17 protein-coding genes are annotated in these 15,784 nt (G+C 66.0%); 16 read left to right on the top strand and 1 reads right to left on the bottom strand.

Translation table 11 applies throughout. The features are described from left to right. The first annotated feature begins 8 nt into the window (after positions 1-8). The 15 genes from BLW05_RS32885 (at position 9) to BLW05_RS32820 (ending at position 13,237) form a co-directional block, all read left to right on the top strand. Positions 9-491, top strand: coding sequence for a hypothetical protein (locus BLW05_RS32885; RefSeq protein WP_143045005.1), 483 nt, complete (start codon positions 9-11; stop codon positions 489-491). Between the two features lie 30 nt (positions 492-521). Beyond that, on the top strand, positions 522-683 hold the full coding sequence (locus BLW05_RS36215; protein WP_177142910.1) for a hypothetical protein: 162 nt from the start codon (positions 522-524) through the stop codon (positions 681-683). A gap of 544 nt (positions 684-1,227) precedes the next feature. After that, entirely contained in the window at positions 1,228-1,845 is a 618-nt protein-coding gene (locus BLW05_RS32880; protein WP_371127010.1) for a helix-turn-helix domain-containing protein, read from the top strand. Continuing rightward, positions 1,846-2,394, top strand: a complete 549-nt coding sequence (locus BLW05_RS32875) for a GNAT family N-acetyltransferase (RefSeq protein ID WP_093168714.1) — start codon at positions 1,846-1,848, stop codon at positions 2,392-2,394. A gap of 26 nt (positions 2,395-2,420) precedes the next feature. Then, a complete protein-coding gene (locus tag BLW05_RS32870) occupies positions 2,421-2,966 on the top strand; it encodes a DUF4262 domain-containing protein (protein WP_143045004.1) in 546 nt (181 codons plus the stop codon). Positions 2,967-3,019: 53 nt separating this feature from the next. Next, the gene (locus BLW05_RS32865; protein WP_093168710.1) at positions 3,020-4,057 is read left to right on the top strand and encodes a LacI family DNA-binding transcriptional regulator; all 1,038 of its coding nucleotides are present in this window, start codon (positions 3,020-3,022) and stop codon (positions 4,055-4,057) included. Positions 4,058-4,115: 58 nt separating this feature from the next. Beyond that, entirely contained in the window at positions 4,116-5,462 is a 1,347-nt protein-coding gene (locus tag BLW05_RS32860) for an ABC transporter substrate-binding protein (protein WP_256330616.1), read from the top strand. Between the two features lie 32 nt (positions 5,463-5,494). Beyond that, on the top strand, positions 5,495-6,451 hold the full coding sequence (locus BLW05_RS32855) for a carbohydrate ABC transporter permease (RefSeq protein ID WP_177142917.1): 957 nt from the start codon (positions 5,495-5,497) through the stop codon (positions 6,449-6,451). Between the two features lie 15 nt (positions 6,452-6,466). Further along, positions 6,467-7,426 carry a carbohydrate ABC transporter permease gene (locus tag BLW05_RS32850; protein WP_093168708.1) on the top strand — a complete coding sequence of 320 codons (960 nt, stop codon included), beginning with the start codon at positions 6,467-6,469 and terminating at the stop codon, positions 7,424-7,426. Beyond that, positions 7,423-7,641 (top strand): hypothetical protein, encoded by a 219-nt coding sequence (locus tag BLW05_RS32845; RefSeq protein WP_093168706.1) that lies wholly within the window; start codon positions 7,423-7,425, stop codon positions 7,639-7,641. The genes BLW05_RS32850 and BLW05_RS32845 overlap by 4 nt, the downstream gene beginning before the upstream one ends. Positions 7,642-7,723: 82 nt before the next feature. Next, positions 7,724-8,848 (top strand): ABC transporter ATP-binding protein, encoded by a 1,125-nt coding sequence (locus tag BLW05_RS32840; RefSeq protein WP_093168705.1) that lies wholly within the window; start codon positions 7,724-7,726, stop codon positions 8,846-8,848. After that, a complete protein-coding gene (locus BLW05_RS32835; RefSeq protein ID WP_093168789.1) occupies positions 8,841-9,875 on the top strand; it encodes an ABC transporter ATP-binding protein in 1,035 nt (344 codons plus the stop codon). The genes BLW05_RS32840 and BLW05_RS32835 overlap by 8 nt, the downstream gene beginning before the upstream one ends. Before the next feature lie 22 nt (positions 9,876-9,897). Beyond that, entirely contained in the window at positions 9,898-10,530 is a 633-nt protein-coding gene (dhaL, locus tag BLW05_RS32830; RefSeq protein ID WP_218135265.1) for a dihydroxyacetone kinase subunit DhaL, read from the top strand. 32 nt (positions 10,531-10,562) lie between these two features. Next, positions 10,563-11,552 carry a dihydroxyacetone kinase subunit DhaK gene (dhaK, locus tag BLW05_RS32825; protein ID WP_093168702.1) on the top strand — a complete coding sequence of 330 codons (990 nt, stop codon included), beginning with the start codon at positions 10,563-10,565 and terminating at the stop codon, positions 11,550-11,552. A 593-nt stretch (positions 11,553-12,145) separates the two neighbouring features. Then, on the top strand, positions 12,146-13,237 hold the full coding sequence (locus BLW05_RS32820) for an OmpA family protein (RefSeq protein ID WP_093168700.1): 1,092 nt from the start codon (positions 12,146-12,148) through the stop codon (positions 13,235-13,237). 6 nt (positions 13,238-13,243) lie between these two features. Here the strand turns inward: BLW05_RS32820 and BLW05_RS32815 are convergent, their stop codons facing one another. Next, on the bottom strand, positions 13,244-13,978 hold the full coding sequence (locus BLW05_RS32815; protein ID WP_093168787.1) for a FadR/GntR family transcriptional regulator: 735 nt from the start codon (positions 13,976-13,978) through the stop codon (positions 13,244-13,246). Between the two features lie 368 nt (positions 13,979-14,346). Between BLW05_RS32815 and BLW05_RS32810 the strand changes: the two genes are divergently transcribed. Continuing rightward, entirely contained in the window at positions 14,347-15,645 is a 1,299-nt protein-coding gene (locus BLW05_RS32810) for an MFS transporter (RefSeq protein ID WP_093168698.1), read from the top strand. Positions 15,646-15,784 lie beyond the last annotated feature (139 nt).

Below are 15,784 nucleotides of genomic sequence, written 5' to 3'. Positions count from 1 at the left end.
AGATGTACATGAGAAAAACATGGACTGGTGCCGCATTGGCAATCAGCGCAATAGCCTGGTCCGCGCCGGGCCTGGCAGACGATGGACGCGATGGTCCGCAGCAATGCAGCCTGCGAACCTTGGATGGTTCGTACGTGCTGGCGGCCAGCGGTTTCGCGATCCCGGTGGGTGGCGGGGCTGTGCCTAGGGCCATCATCGAGCAGATCGACTTCAATGGCGAGGGCTCAGCGAGCTCGCCGAATTCAATCATCAGCGCGAACGGCGCCATCGTGAGGAGCGTCGGCACGACCGCCGCGAGCTACACGCTCGACCGAGACTGCACGGGTTTGATCACGTTTGCGAACGGACCGACTCACGGCATCTACATGGCGCCGAACGGCGACAAGGGATGGACCATCATGACGGCTCCCTTGCCCAATACGCCCCCCAACGTACTTCAGGGCACGTTGACGCGGGTCTGGCCGCAGAAGGGCCACGACGAGCGGCACTGAAATTGCCGCCACGCATGCAGAGGACGCATCATGAACACGTTTTCCTGGCGGATGGCCGTGGTCATGATCCGTCTGACTGCGCTGGCCTTGATGCCTTTCGTCCAGAACTGCAGTGCAGTGGATGGCGACCCGCAGGCATTGTTGCTTCACGGACCCTCAACTTTCCTCAAGGCGCACAGCAACGCGCGGTAAATCTAAGTTGACCGAAGTCGCCAACCGCGGTGGCCCGAAGAAGCGAACGTTGGTGGCAAGTCGCTGGAAGATCTCCTGGCGTCCTGAGCGATGCGAGCCCGCGGGTGCGTGCCGCCCTGGCCTGGGCCGAGGCGGTGGTCCGTGTTGCGCAAACTGGCCCGCGCGGCAAACACGGGAGCAATAAGATGGTGAAGAATCAGAGATCTCCGGAGATCCGGAAGGTCCGCAACGGGCACGATCCCGACGGATGAGATGCTTTCGTCCAGTGACTGCTCTGAGGCACAGAGCGGGTATAGGGCTCGCTCCATAACGCCTGTTCGTTCCCGCTTGTGAGGGAGGCGAGTACGCCACCCGACTCATGAGCGCGAGCTCTACGAACCCTCTTATCGTCATTAGACCAACCTGCAACCTGCTGAGGCAAGTGCTCTCTTCTTGCCCCGTGTTTGCGCATTTATTTACCTAGAACAGCTACTAGTGTGCTCGCGCTGCGCGGCACCGCAACTTGACAAGAAATTCCAATATCATGGAAGATGTCTCCATGATGATGGAATCAGATCCGATCACACCTGACGCCGACGCAGGCGTCAACGAGCGCATCGCGCGCCGCGTGCGCGAGCTCCGCACCGCGCGCGGCTACTCGCTGGACGTGCTGGCCACGCGCAGCGGCGTCAGCCGGTCGATGATCTCGCTGATCGAGCGATCCGCCGCCAGCCCCACGGCGGTCGTGCTCGACAAGCTGGCGACCGGCCTCGGCGTTCCGCTCGCGGGCCTCTTCGGCGGCGGGCGCGAGGACGCGCCTGTGGAGCGGCTGGTGCGCCGTGCGCAGCAGCCGATCTGGCGCGATCCGGAATCCGGCTACATGCGGCGCAATATCTCGCCGCCGGGATGGCCCTCGCCGCTGCATCTGGTCGAGGTGGACTTCCCTCCGGGCGCGCGCGTCGCCTACGAGATCGGGTCGAGGGAGAACGTCGTCCACCAGCAGATCTGGATCCTCAAGGGCCGCATCGACCTGACACTCGGCGAGCAGCTCCACGAACTGCGCGAAGGCGACTGCCTCGCGATGCGGCTGGACCAGCCGCTGATCTACAGCAACCCCACGCGGCAATCGGCGCGCTACATCGTGGCCCTCTGCACCGAAGCTGCGCACCCACCAGGAGCCTGAATGAACACCGCCGAATCAAAGGACGAAGTCCGCCTGATCGAATGCACCGAGGCCGAGCATGCACAGGTCATTCTCGAGATCCTCAATGACGCCATCGTCAACTCGACCGCCCTCTACGACTACGTGCCCCGGCCGCGCGAAGCCATGGCGACCTGGTTCGCCGCCAAGCGCGCGGGCGGCTTTCCGGTCGTGGGCGCGGTCGACGCGTCGGGCAGCCTGCTGGGCTTCGCGAGCTGGGGGACGTTTCGTTCCTTTCCGGCCTACAAGTACACGGTCGAGCACAGTGTCTACGTGCATCGCGACCATCGCGGCCGCGGCCTTGGCGAACGGTTGCTGCGCGAGCTGATCCGGCGTGCGCGCGAGGCGCAGCTTCACGTTCTCGTGGGCTGCATCGACGCGGCCAATGCGGGCAGCATCGGCCTGCACACGCGCCTGGGCTTCGTCCATTCGGGCACGATGCCGCAGGTGGGCTTCAAGTTCGGCCGCTGGCTGGATGCGGCGTTCTATCAGCTCAACCTGGAAACCCCGCTGGAACCACGGGACGGTTGAGGCGGCCGCTGCCGCGGTTGCTTTCAGTGACGAGCGATACCGCGGTGCCCGACGATGGGTCGCGGTCCGGCGGTATGGTGGTCGGGATGTTCATCCAGCCCGAGGTCATCGCCACGCTCAGGCGCCGCATCGCCCAGGACGGCTGGGCCATGGCGGGCGTCGGCACGGGCCGCGCGGCCGTGACCTTCGTCTACACGGTCGGCCTGCAAAAGAGCTTCGCGCATCCGGACCTGATCATGTTCGGCGTCGCACCGGCGCAGGCCGAGGTCGTGATGGATGTGATCGCGCAGCGCGTGAAAGCGGGCGAGCCGGCGCACGAAGGCGTGATGATCGTCGGCGCTGCGGCGGTGCCTCTGATGCCCCGCCGGGCGGATGCGGATCGGGTCAGGCTGCTCGTCCCGGCCCAGCTCGCGCGCGGCCGGTACAGCTACCTGCAGGTCGTCTGGCCTGATGGAAAGGGGCGGTTTCCATGGGAAGCCCGGTTCGACAAGAGGAGGCTTCGCTCGCAGTCGTTCCTTTTCGACGTCGTCGATGACGACGACCCGCCGACGTCCAATGCTCCAAAACCCTGATTGATTTAATTATTGATGTGAATACGATGCAATGAATCAAATCCACATCAGACATGTCCGCAGCGCCCACCATTGCCGACATCGCTCGCACCGCCGGGGTGGGCACGGCCACGGTGGACCGGGTGCTCAATCGCCGCCCGGGGGTGAACGCCGAGACGGTCCAGCGGGTGTTGCAAGCGGTCGAGGAACTGGGCGCACCCCAGCAGCAGCCCGGCCGCCCGCGCAAGAGCGCCAACGCACGCTTTGCCTTCGTGCTGCCGGCCGAGGAAACGCCCTTCTTCGAACTGGTCGAGCGGCAGATCGCCCAATCTGCAAGCGACTTCCGCCACGCGCACATCACCGAGATCACCCACCGCATCGACACATCGGACCCGGCGCGCTTTGCCGAGCAATTGGCTGAAGCGGGTGATTGCGAAGGCATCGCGCTGCTTGCACCCGACCTGCCCCCCATCAAGCGCGCGGTGAACGAACTGGTGCGCGCCGGCGTGCATGTGGTCACCCTCTTCTCGGACGTGGCCGGCTCCATGCGCGAGACCTACATCGGTGCTGACAATCGCGCCGCCGGCCGCACCGCAGGTCTGCTGCTCGGACGCATGGCCGGCCAGGAAAAGGGTCGTGACGTGCTCCTGCTTTCCTCACAGGCGACGCGACTGTCTTCCGAGATCGAGCGGCGCATCGGATTCGCCCAGGTGCTGGAGGAACGCTTTCCCGAACTGACGATGCTGCGCACCAGCGACCTGCCGCCCGACGAGGACGGCGCCTGCGAGGCACTGCTGCAGGTGCTGCGCGACGAAGTCGAGCCGGCACGCGTGGCGGGGATCTACAACGTGGGCGCCGGCAGCGCGGGCGTTGCACGCGCGCTCGCGCAGGCAGGCCTCACGGCCTGCACAGGCGTGGTGGCGCACGACTTCACCGATGCCCATGCCTCGCTGCTGGGGACCAACAGCCTCTCCTACGTCCTGCACCAGGACATTCATTACTGCGTATCGACAGCGGCGCGCGTGCTGCGCGCCCTTTGCGAGAACGTGCGCGGCGCACTCAACGTGGTGCAGCCGCGCATCGAGATCCTGACGGCCGAGAACCTTCACTGAGGAACGAAGTCGCGGCTGCCCGGTAAGTGCCCCGAACCCGAACCTTTTGGAGACCTCCATGAATCTGCTCTCGAAAAAGATGTTGCCGGGGATGGTTGCCCTGGCCGCCGTTGCCGCCCTGGGCCTCGCAAGCACTTCGGTGCGCGCGCAGGACAAGACCATCACGTTGTGCTGGGCCGCCTGGGATCCCGCCAACGCGCTGGTGGAGCTGTCGAAGGACTTCACCGCAAAGACCGGCGTGAAGATGAAGTTCGAATTCGTGCCGTGGACCAACTTCGCGGACCGCATGCTCAACGAGCTCAACTCCAAGGGCAAGCTGTGCGACCTGATCATCGGCGACAGCCAGTGGATCGGCGGCGCGGCCGAGCAGGGCCACTACGTCAAGCTCAACGACTTCTTCGCGAAGGAGGGCATCAAGATGACCGACTTCGCGCCCGCCACCGTGGTGGGCTATGCGGAGTGGCCGAAGAACACCCCGAACTACTGGGCGCTGCCCGCGATGGCCGATGCCGTGGGCTGGACCTACCGCAAGGACTGGTTCGCCAGGCCTGAGCTGCAGGCGGAATTCAAGAAGCTGCACAACCGCGACCTGGCGCCGCCCAAGACCTGGGCCGAGTTCAAGCAGGTCTCGGAGTTCTTCCAGGGCAAGACGATCGACGGCAAGAAGGTCTACGGCGCCTACATCTTCACCGAGCGCGGATCCGAAGGCATCACCATGGGCGTGACCAACGTGCTCTATCCCATGGGCTTCAAGTACGAAGATCCGAAGAAGCCGTATGCGATGGACGGCTTCGTCAACTCGCCCGATGCGGTGCGCGGGCTGGAGTTCTACAAGGCGCTCTACAAGGGCAGCACGCCACCGGGGCTGACCAACGCCTACATGAGCGAGGGGCTGGACGCCTTCAAGTCCGGCCAGGTGGCCATGATGATGAACTGGTTCGCCTTCTTCCCCGGCCTGTACAAGGACCCGAACGTGGGCGGCGACAAGATCGGCTTCTTCACCAACCCGTCGGACAAGACCCGTGGCGTGCAGCTCGGCGGACAAGGGATCTCGGTGGTGTCGTACTCGGCCAACCGCAACGAGTCCCTGCAGTACATCAAGTGGTTCGCGAGCCCCGAGGTGCAGAAGAAGTGGCAGGCCATCGGCGGATCGTCGGCGGCCAAGGCGGTGCTGGACGACCCGGCCTATCCCCAAAGCTCGCCCTTCGCCCAGGCCTTCCTCGACTCCATGGGCATGGTGGTGGACTTCTGGGCCGAGCCCTCGTATGCGCAGCTGCTGCTCGCCATGCAGAAGCGCGTGCATGACTACGTCGTGGCCGACAAGGGCACCGCCAAGGAAGCGCTGGATGCCCTGGTGGTCGACTGGCGCAAGGTCTTCAAGGACGACGGCAAGGCCGCCAAGTAAGCGAGCAGGCCGTGAGCGCCCTCCGCCCACCGATGATGAAAGGCCCGCCCGCGCTCGCCACCCGCGCGGCGCAAGCCACGCCGCCAGGCGTGGCGCGGCGACTGCGCGGGCTGTCGGACAAGGCGCTCGCCTGGCTCTTCGTGGGCCCCACGATCGTGCTGCTGCTGGCCATCAACATCTTTCCGTTGATCTGGACGATCAAGCTGTCGTTCACCAACTACCGGGCCAACCGGCCCAACGCCAGCGTGGTCGACGTGGGGCTGGACAACTACGTCTCCGTGCTCACCGACCCGGACATCTGGGTCGCCATGCAGGCCACTGCGCACTTCCTGTTCTGGACGATTGCCCTGCAGACGCTGATCGGCTTCACGATGGCCTACCTGATCGACCGCAAGTTCCGCGGCCACGGCTTCTGGACCACGGTGATCCTCATCCCGATGATGCTGTCGCCGGCAGTGGTCGGCAACTTCTGGGCCTTTCTCTATCAGCCGCAGACGGGGCTGTTCAACTACGCGGTGGCCTTCCTCACTGGCGTGCCGCCCTCCTCCTTCGAGATGATCGGCTCGGTGAAGCTCGCACCGTGGGCAATCATCATCGTCGACACCTGGATGTGGACGCCCTACGTGATGCTGATCTGCCTCGCGGGCCTCAGATCCATTCCAGACTACATCTACGAGGCCGCCGAGGTCGATCGCGCCTCGCCCTGGCGGCAGTTCTGGTCGATCACGCTGCCGATGGTGCTGCCCTTCATCATGCTGGCGGTGCTGTTTCGCGGCATCGAGAACTTCAAGATGTTCGACATGGTCAACCTGCTCACCTCGGGCGGGCCGGGCTCGGCCACCGAGCTGGCATCGATCACGCTCAAGCGCGAAGCCTTCGAGAAATGGCGCACCGGCTATTCGTCGGCCTTCGCCATCATCCTCTTCGTGGCGGTGTTCGGCCTGGCCAACATCTACGTGAAGGCGCTCAACCACGTGAAGAACCGTTGAGACGAGGAGCCCGACATGACAAGCCAAGGCATCAGCACGGCGCATTCGGTGGTCGAGCCCGGCAGCGGCACCCGCCTGTTCGCAGGCACCGTGGTCGTGCTTTACGCGCTGCTGACGATGATCCCGCTGGTATGGATCATCCTCACCGGGTTCAAGACGCCACCGGACTCGATCAGCTATCCGCCCAAGATCCTGTTCACGCCCTCGCCGCAGGGCTACTGCAACCTCTTCACCACCCGCTCGCGCCAGACGCCCGAGTACATCGCAGCCCTGCCGCCCGCCACCGAGACCTGCGACAAGGTCGCGCGCGCGGACAACATGGTGATCGCCGGCCCGTCGAACTACGTGCCGCGCTTCATCAACTCGTTGATCATCGCGTTCGGCTCGACCGTTCTCTCGGTGGGCTTCGGCGTGATGGCGGCCTATGCCTTCTCCCGCTTCAAGGTGCCGCTGAAGGACGACCTGCTGTTCTTCATCCTGTCCACGCGGATGATGCCGCCCATCGCGGTGGCCATTCCCATCTACCTCATGTACCGCGAGCTGGGACTGTCGGACACGCGCCTTGGCATGATCCTGCTGTACAGCGCGGTGAACGTGTCGCTGGCGGTGTGGCTGCTCAAGGGCTTCATCGACGAGATCCCGCGCGAATACGAAGAGGCCGCCATGGTCGACGGCTACACGCGCCTGCAGGCCTTTCGCAAGGTGGTGCTGCCGCAGGCCACCACCGGCATCGTGGCCACGTCCATCTTCTGCCTGATCTTCGCGTGGAACGAGTACGCCTTCGCCGTGCTGCTCACCTCCGGCGCGGCCCAGACGGCGCCGCCTTTCATCCCGATCATCATCGGCGAGGGCGGACAGGACTGGCCGGCCGTGGCTGCCGGCACCACGCTGTTCCTCATTCCCATCCTGGTCTTCACCGTGCTGCTGCGCAAGCACCTGCTACGGGGCATCACCTTCGGAGCGGTACGCAAATGAACACGTCCCCATCCCCCACGGGCACGGCCCCCGCGCCCCGCCGCTGGCCTCGCTGGCTCAGGCGCGGGCCCATGGAGATGGTGGCCTGCGTGGTGATCGCCGCGGGCCTGTTCATGATGCTGCAGCCGCTGGCCATGGTGCTGTTCACCTGGTCGTTCCTCACGACGCTAGCGGGCACGGCGCTATTCATGATCGTGTCGAAGTTTCCGGAGTAGCTCATGACCCCCAACTTCGCTTCGCTCCTGCCCCCCGAGGGGGCGCAGCCCGCCCTTGGGGCGGCCCGGCGGGAGGACTGACATGTCCGAGATCCGTGTCCATCACTTGCACAAGGCCTTCGCGGACTTCACCGCCGTCAAGGACTCCAGCTTCGCAGTGCGCGACGGGGAGTTCTTCTGCCTGCTGGGCCCGTCGGGCTGCGGCAAGACCACCACGCTGCGCATGATCGCCGGACTGGAGCTCCCGACCTCGGGCCAGATCTTCCTGGCCGACGAAGACGTGAGCTTCAAGCGGGCCTCGGAACGCGACATTGCCTTCGTCTTCCAGATGTTCGCGCTCTACCCGCACATGAACGTGCGCCGCAACATCGCGTTCCCGCTGGTATCGCAAGGCATGGGCAGGGCCGAGATCGCCCGCCAGGTCGAATCGGCGGCGCAGACGCTGCGCATCAGCCACCTGCTGGACAAGCCGGTGTCGCAACTCTCCAGCGGCGACCGCCAGCGCGTGGCGCTGGGGCGCGCCATCGTGCGCCAGCCCAAGGCCTTCCTGATGGACGAGCCGCTGGGCGCTCTGGACGCGGAGTTTCGCGAACTGATGTGCCGCGAGCTGCGCGCCCTGCACGACCGCCTGGGCGCCACCACCGTGTATGTGACGCACGACCAGATGGAGGCCATGGCCATGGCCGACGTGATCGCCGTCATGAACGAAGGCACGGTCGAGCAATTGGGTCCGCCGCGCGAGGTGTACGAATGTCCCGCGAGCGTCTTCGTCGCTGATTTCATCGGTGCGCCAGCCATGAACTTCCTGCCTTTCGAGGCCGCCCTGGCGCGTGGCGAGGAGGCGATCCGGATCGGACCCGCGCGCCTGGGCGTGCCGCAGATTCGCGAAGACGTCTCGACGCGCCTGCTGCTGGCGGGCGTGCGACCCGAGAACGTGCGCCTTGCCGATGATTCGGCCCTGAGGGCCGAAGTGCTGGGCACCGAGTACCAGGGCTCGTGCACCGTGGTGACGCTGGCCACCGCCCAGGGCGCGTCCCTGCGTGCCGAGGTCGATGCAGCGACCCCTCCGCGGCGCGGAGACCACGTGGGCCTCGCATTCGATGCGCGGGCGGTCTCGCTCTTCGACGCGGCCAGCGGCCGAGCGCTTCGCACCGCGCGAGACGATGCGCTGCACGCCGTGCGGCGCCCGGGAGGCCGGCATGGCTGAACTTCGACTCACCGGCGTCAGCAAGCGCTTCGGCGCCGTCCAGGCAGTGGCCGACCTGCAGCTTCATGTGTCCAGCGGCGAGTTCTTCGTCTTGCTGGGACCGAGCGGCGCGGGCAAGACCACGACCCTGCGTCTGGTCGCGGGTCTGGAACGGCCCGATGCCGGCCACGTGCATATCGCCGGTCAGGACGTCAGCACGACGGCACCGGCCCTGCGGGATGTGGCCTTCGTGTTCCAGCAGTACTCGCTCTATCCGCATCTGAGCGTCTACGACAACCTGGCATTTCCCTTGCGCTCGCCGCTGCGCCCCACGCCGGAGGCACAGATCCGCGCGAAGGTGACGGAGGTCGCGCGGCTGCTGCGCATCGAAGACAAGCTCGGGAACCCGGCCACGCGCCTGTCGGGCGGGCAGATGCAGCGCGTGGCCATCGGCCGGGCGCTGGTGCGCGACCCGCAGCTGTACTTGATGGACGAGCCCCTGTCCTCGCTCGACGCCAGGCTGCGCAACGACCTGCGGCTGGAGCTCAAGCGCATCCAGCAGGATCTGGGCGCCACCATGCTGTACGTGACACACGACCAGGTCGAGGCGATGACCATGGCCTCCCGCATCGGCGTGCTCGAAGGCGGGCAGCTGGTGCAGGTGGGCACGCCGCGCCAGATCTACGAGAACCCCAGCACCAGCCAGGTCGCGGCGCGACTGGGCTCGCCGCGGATCAATCTGTTCGCCCGTGCGCTGGTACCCGCCGTGGCTGCGCCGAGCGAAGCGGTGACGGTGGGCGTTCGGGCGGAGCACATGCGCATCCACCAGCACTCGGACAACGATGCGCACCGCGCCGCCCGTGTGCGCCGCATCGAACGCCTGAGCGACCGCCATCTCGTGCACGTGGCGCCGGTGGGCAGCGACCAGGAGTGGATCGTCTCCGCCCGCGCCGGCGACAGCTTCGAGCCCGATGACGCGGTGCGCGTCGAGCTGCTGCAACCGCTCTGGTTCGACGCCGGCGGCCGGCGCGTCGGCGCCAGCGCCTGACCCCAACACCCGGGAGATTCACTTGAAGCCCAACACCAACGACCTGATCCACCGCGCCACCCAGACGCTGATCGACCATGTGGACGAGCTCACTGCGCTCGACCAGGCCATCGGCGACGGCGACCATGGGCTGAACATGCGACGCGGCGCGCTCGCCATCCAGGGCAAGCAGGGCGAACTGGCCGGCCAGTCGCTGAACGAGGCGCTGCGCACGATGGGCATGACCTGCATGTCGACCATCGGCGGCTCCTCGGGGCCGGTGTTCGGCACCTTGCTGGTCACCCTCGGCAAGCAACTGCCCGATCCGCCGAACGCAGCGGGCCTGGCCCAGGCGCTCGATGCGGCGATCCAGGCGCTCACCCGCCTTGGCAAGGCACAGGTCGGCCAGAAGACATTGCTGGATGTGCTCGACCCGGTGCAAAGGCTTCTGGCCAAAGGCGGCGAGGGACTCGTCAAGCGCGTGCGCACCTGTGCTTTTGACGCTGCCGACGCCACCGCGGCGCTGGATGCCACCAGGGGCCGCGCGTCCTTCCTCGGCGACCGGGCGCTGGGCCACGTGGACCCGGGTTCGCGTTCCACTGCATTGATCATCGGCGCGATCTGTGAAAGCCTCGATGCTCCCGCGAGCGCGCAACCCTCTTCGCTTCCCGCCTGAATGAAGGCCACTCTTGCCGAAGGCCCAGCACCATGAAGAAGCTCATCAATGACGTCGAGAACATGCTGTCCGAATCGCTGGACGGCTTTGCGGCAGCGCACGCCGACATCGTGACATTGGGTGAGGCCGCCCAGTTCGTGCGCCGCCGCACGCCCAAGCCCGGCAAGGTGGCGTTGATCTCCGGCGGAGGCTCGGGACACGAACCGCTGCACACCGGCTTCGTGGGCCATGGAATGCTCGATGCGGCCTGCCCCGGCCAGATCTTCACCTCGCCGACGCCGGACCAGATGCTGGCAGCGGCGCAATCGGTGGAGACCGGCGCGGGCGTGCTGTTCATCGTCAAGAACTACTCCGGCGACATGATGAACTTCCAGATGGCCGCGGAGATGGTCGATTGCGACAACGAGACCGTGGTGGTCAATGACGACGTGGCGGTGGAAAACTCCACCTACACCACCGGCCGTCGGGGCGTGGCTGGCACCCTGGTGGTGGAAAAGATCGTCGGTGCCGCCGCCGAACGCGGCGATCCGCTACGCAAGCTCAAGCAACTGGGCGACGCGGTGAACAAGGCGACCGCCTCGATGGGCGTCGCGCTCACCTCGTGCACCGTGCCGGCCGCGGGCAAGCCTACCTTCCAGATTGGCGCGGACGAGATGGAGATGGGCGTGGGCATCCACGGCGAGCCGGGCCGGCGCCGCATCAAGCTGGCCAGCGCCGACGACATCGCGCAGGAACTGACCGGCTCCATCCTCAAGGATCTGTCCCTCAAGGCCGGGCAGCAGGTGCTGCTGCTGGTCAACGGCTTCGGCGGCACGCCCCTGCTGGAGCTCTACCTCATGGTCAACGCGGTGCACAAGGTGCTGGCCGGCCATCAGGTGAAGGTGGCCCGGCACCTCACCGGCTCCTACGTCACATCGCTGGAAATGGCGGGCTGCTCGGTGACGGTGAGTGCGCTCGACGACGCGCAGTTCGCGCTGTGGGATGCGCCCGTCCATACCGCGGCGTTGCGGTGGGGCATGTAAGGGCCGCGGGAGCGCGAAATCTTCGCTCTGCAAGAAAAAAGCCGCGGGCATTGCTGCACGCGGCTGAAACCTATCCAACGGGACAGGAGGAGACAAGGGGTGAACAGGCGGCGGCGTCAGCGGCCGAAGAGCCCCGAGGCAGTGTGACCGGCCATTTCTTCCATCGCGCCAGCGTACATCGCGCCATTGGCGATGACCAGGACGAGAAGTGCGAGTGAGGTCAGTGCGGTCATGGGGAGCTCCTGTTCGATGGATTGAATCATAGGGTAAACCCTAATCCCCCGAAATGGAGTCGGGTTCCTATCCCGAACCCACACGTTCCCCCGGGCGAAGCCCGCAAGTCCCGGCCCCGAACCGCCCCCCCGGACCGAGGCTCATGCGATCGCGCTGACTGGCAGCGCCCCCGCACCGTTGCCGAGCCGCGACTCAGCAGCCCTCGTCCGTGAAAGGTTTGAAACCACCGGTACCCGGGCCCCCTGGAGGCGCGAACATTCGGTTGCGTAAGCGCCAACTACCAGTCACGGGGGCCACTAATTTGGCTTCCCCGGGGGCATGGGCTCTGGCTCTCGTCAACTCTGACAGGTGAGGCTTCCATGATCGATCGACGCGTCTTCGCGGCTTGCTGCCTGCTCGCCGTTCCCACCGCGGCCTGCCTTGCGCAGTCCTATACCTCGGACCAGTACTTCGACAACCGCTGGTACATCACGCCCTTCGGCACGTACATCAATGCGGACAGCAACCGCCATGCCGACAACGGATGGGGCGGAGGGCTCGCCATCGGCAAGCCCATCAGCCCCAGTTGGAACATCGAACTGCGCACCCAGTACGAGGAGCTGGATGGCAAGTCCAATGGCCCGTTCAGCGGGGACAAGTTCAAGATCTGGAGCGGCTCGCTCGACGCGCAGTGGTTCTTCATGGGCCGCCAGGGATTCCGCCTCTGGCAGTCGAACAGCATTCAGCCCTATCTCGTAGGCGGCATCGGCGCCATCGATGACAAAGTCGACGGGTTGTTCATCAACCAAAGCAAGACGGGTTTCATGGCGAATGCCGGCGCCGGCATCGTCTGGCCGTTTTCCACCTGGGGCCGCCTGGTGGGCGACATACGCTACCGCTATGACGACAACACCAGCTCCAGGGCTCTGGTCAACCAGGGCCACGCGCACGACTGGCTGTTCACGGTGGGTCTGCAGATCCCCTTCGGGCCTCCTCCGGTGGTCGCGCAGGCGGCCGCACCGTCGCCGCCTCCGTCGATGCAACCGCCACCACCACCGCCGCCCCCGCCGGTGCGCAAGTTCGAACTCGCATCCACCGGCACGTTCTTCTTCGACAAGGCGCAGCTGACACCCAGCGGCCGCGATCGGGTCGACGCACTGGTCGAGGAACTCAAGACCACGAACGTCAAGCCAAGCTCGATCGTCGTGGTCGGCTACACCGACCCGCTCGGCCCCGCCGATCACAACCAGCGCCTGTCCGTGGCGCGGGCGAATGCGGTGCGTGACGAGATGGTGAGAGTGGGCGTGCCGCCCAACGTGATCCAGACCGAAGGGCGCGGCGCGACGAACTTCAAGGTCACCGAAGCCGACTGCAAGGCGCAGGGAAAGGCCAAGAATCGCACTGCCCTCATCGCCTGCCTGGAGCCGAACCGGCGCGTCGAGATCAACGTGACGGGTCAGCAGGTGCAGTGACGGGCACTAGCGCGGGTCGGGACGGGCCTCGGCCGCGTAGGCCTTGCGCTGGCGCTCGCGGCTGTTGACGAGATGGATGCGCATCGCGGCGCGCGCGGCCTCCGGGTCGCGCCGCTCGATCGCGGCATAGATGTCCTGGTGCTCCTGGTTCACCTTCTGGAGATGCTCGGTACGTCGCTCGATGTCGAGCCACGATGAAGCGACCCGGGTCCGCGGAATGACGGCCAGCCCGAGCTGGCCCATCAGCTCGCCGTAGTAGCGGTTGCCGGCCGCCTGCGAAATGGCCATGTGGAAGCGGAAGTCCGGCGCGACGGTGTCGCCGACGGTCGTCAGGTGGCGCCCGAAATCCTCGAGCGCATTGCGCATCTCGTGTAACTGCTCGTCGGTGCGCCGCATGGCAGCAAGGCCTGCGGCATCGGACTCGAGGCTTGCGCGCAATTCGAGCACGTCAAGCATGTCGGCGAACCCGTCCAGCGAAGGCGACTCGACCTGGAACCGGCTCTGCGGGGCGGATTCCAGCGCGAAGGTCCCGATGCCGTGCAGGGTCTGGACCAGCCCGGCCGCGCCCAGCCGGGACAGCGCCTCCCGGACCACGCCGCGGCTGACGCCGAAGGCCTGCATGATTTCCGATTCGGTGGGGAGCCGCTCGCCGGGCTTGATGGCCCCGCTGCGCAGCTTGCCGGTGAACGTGGCAACCAGCTCGTGGGCCAGGCCCCTGCCGTTTCGGCCGACGCGGGGCATCGGGGCGGATGCCGCGGGCCGCGCCTCTGCGCGCTGTTCGGGCGGGGAGTGTGGGATGTCCGACATCTTCACATGATAGATCGCCGGAATCGGTCCGAGTGAGCGGGGCAGCAGCCCCGGCAGACACATTCCTCAACACTTGTCATCGGACATCCAATGATGAAATGTCGCATTCAGGGCCAAGCTGCACGCTATTCATCCGGGTAATCCCTATTTTTGGCACGCATTCGATCGTAGATAGTTCACCCTGTTGTCGGACAACCTACAACTGACACGCAAAAGGGATCGACCAGCGCCTGCCAACTTGATCGGACACGGGGACAGCACAGGTCAGACATCTCGACCCACGTACTTGGAGATAACGCGACATGAAGATCAAAGGCATCCGCTGGTGGATGGTCGGCCTGGTCACCGCCGGCCTGATCGTGAACTACCTCGCCCGCAACACGCTGTCGGTGGCCGCGCCGACCCTGATGAAGGAACTCGACATCACGACCGAGCAGTACGCCTGGATCGTGGTGTCCTGGCAGCTCTGCTATGCGTTCATGCAGCCGGTCGCCGGTTATCTGCTCGACACGATCGGCACCAAGATCGGCTTCTTCGCCTTCGCGCTGGCCTGGTCGGTGGCCTGCGCCGCCGCGGCGTGGTCGACGGGCTGGCAAAGCCTCGCGTTCTTCCGCGGCCTGCTCGGCCTGACCGAAGCCGCCGGGATTCCGGCCGGCGTCAAGGCCACGTCCGAATGGTTCCCGGCCAAGGAACGCTCGGTCGCCATCGGATGGTTCAACATCGGCTCGTCCATCGGCGCGCTGCTCGCGCCGCCGCTGGTGGTGTGGGCGCTGCTGCACGGGCAGTGGCAATGGGCTTTCGTGATCGTCGGTGTGCTGGGGATCGTCTGGAGCGTGATCTGGATGGCGCTGTACCGCCATCCGCGGGACCAGAAGCTGCTGTCCGATGCCGAGCGCGACCACATCGTCTCGGGCCAGGAAGCCAGGCACAGCGACGCGGGCGCAACCAAGCGCCGCTGGACCGAGATCATCCGGAGCCGCAACTTCTGGGCGATCGGCCTGCCCCGCATCCTCTCGGAGCCGGCCTGGCAGACCTTCAATGCGTGGATCCCTCTCTACATGATGACCGAGCGGCACATGAACCTGAAGGAGATCGCGATGTTCGCCTGGATGCCCTTCCTGGCCGCGGACATCGGCTGCGTCCTCGGCGGCTACCTGAGCCCGTTCTTCCACAAGTACTGCAAGGTGTCGCTGTTCACCTCGCGCAAGATGGTCTTCGTCTTCGGTGCGCTTTGCATGATCGGCCCGGCCAGCGTCGGTTTCGTGGCGAGCCCCTACATGGCGATCGCGCTCCTGTGCGTCGGCGGCTTCGCGCACCAGACGCTGTCGGGCGCGCTGTACTCGCTCACCTCCGACATGTTCGGCAAGAACGAAGTGGCGACTGCGACGGGCATGGGCGGCATGGCCGGCTACCTGGGCGCGGCCGCCTTCACCGCGCTGTTCGGCGTGCTGGTCACGCAGGTCGGCTACAGCCCCTTGTTCGTCGTCCTGGCCGTGCTGGACCTCGTGGCCGCCGGTGTCGTGTGGGTGCTGGCCACCAGCGGGGACAGGGCGCCTGCGCGCAAGCTGCAGCCGCCGATGGTGCCCGCCACCGCGAAGTGACGCGATGGACATCCGCCTCGAAGCGGTGGCAAGGCCACCCCTGCACATCACCATGCACGAGCGCGACAACGTCGCGATCGTGGCCAACGACGGCGGCCTGCCCGCGGGCACCGTCTTTCCCTCGGGCCTGACCCTGCGC

The sequence above is a fragment of the Variovorax sp. YR216 genome (assembly GCF_900107745.1).
In the GTDB taxonomy this organism is placed as follows: domain Bacteria; phylum Pseudomonadota; class Gammaproteobacteria; order Burkholderiales; family Burkholderiaceae_C; genus Variovorax.
This window is presented reverse-complemented; position numbering and strand designations above follow the sequence as displayed.

Excerpts from the sequence above, each read along its gene's own strand:
- BLW05_RS32885 (WP_143045005.1), top strand. The coding sequence starts at position 9 with ATGAGAAAAACATGGACTGGTGCCGCATTGGCAATCAGCGCAATAGCC.
- BLW05_RS36215 (WP_177142910.1), top strand. The coding sequence starts at position 522 with ATGAACACGTTTTCCTGGCGGATGGCCGTGGTCATGATCCGTCTGACT.
- BLW05_RS32880 (WP_371127010.1), top strand. The coding sequence starts at position 1,228 with ATGGAATCAGATCCGATCACACCTGACGCCGACGCAGGCGTCAACGAG.
- BLW05_RS32875 (WP_093168714.1), top strand. The coding sequence starts at position 1,846 with ATGAACACCGCCGAATCAAAGGACGAAGTCCGCCTGATCGAATGCACC.
- BLW05_RS32865 (WP_093168710.1), top strand. The coding sequence starts at position 3,020 with ATGTCCGCAGCGCCCACCATTGCCGACATCGCTCGCACCGCCGGGGTG.
- BLW05_RS32860 (WP_256330616.1), top strand. The coding sequence starts at position 4,116 with ATGAATCTGCTCTCGAAAAAGATGTTGCCGGGGATGGTTGCCCTGGCC.
- BLW05_RS32855 (WP_177142917.1), top strand. The coding sequence starts at position 5,495 with ATGATGAAAGGCCCGCCCGCGCTCGCCACCCGCGCGGCGCAAGCCACG.
- BLW05_RS32850 (WP_093168708.1), top strand. The coding sequence starts at position 6,467 with ATGACAAGCCAAGGCATCAGCACGGCGCATTCGGTGGTCGAGCCCGGC.
- BLW05_RS32845 (WP_093168706.1), top strand. The coding sequence starts at position 7,423 with ATGAACACGTCCCCATCCCCCACGGGCACGGCCCCCGCGCCCCGCCGC.
- BLW05_RS32840 (WP_093168705.1), top strand. The coding sequence starts at position 7,724 with ATGTCCGAGATCCGTGTCCATCACTTGCACAAGGCCTTCGCGGACTTC.
- BLW05_RS32835 (WP_093168789.1), top strand. The coding sequence starts at position 8,841 with ATGGCTGAACTTCGACTCACCGGCGTCAGCAAGCGCTTCGGCGCCGTC.
- dhaK (WP_093168702.1), top strand. The coding sequence starts at position 10,563 with ATGAAGAAGCTCATCAATGACGTCGAGAACATGCTGTCCGAATCGCTG.
- BLW05_RS32820 (WP_093168700.1), top strand. The coding sequence starts at position 12,146 with ATGATCGATCGACGCGTCTTCGCGGCTTGCTGCCTGCTCGCCGTTCCC.
- BLW05_RS32815 (WP_093168787.1), bottom strand. The coding sequence starts at position 13,978 with ATGCCCCGCGTCGGCCGAAACGGCAGGGGCCTGGCCCACGAGCTGGTT.
- BLW05_RS32810 (WP_093168698.1), top strand. The coding sequence starts at position 14,347 with ATGAAGATCAAAGGCATCCGCTGGTGGATGGTCGGCCTGGTCACCGCC.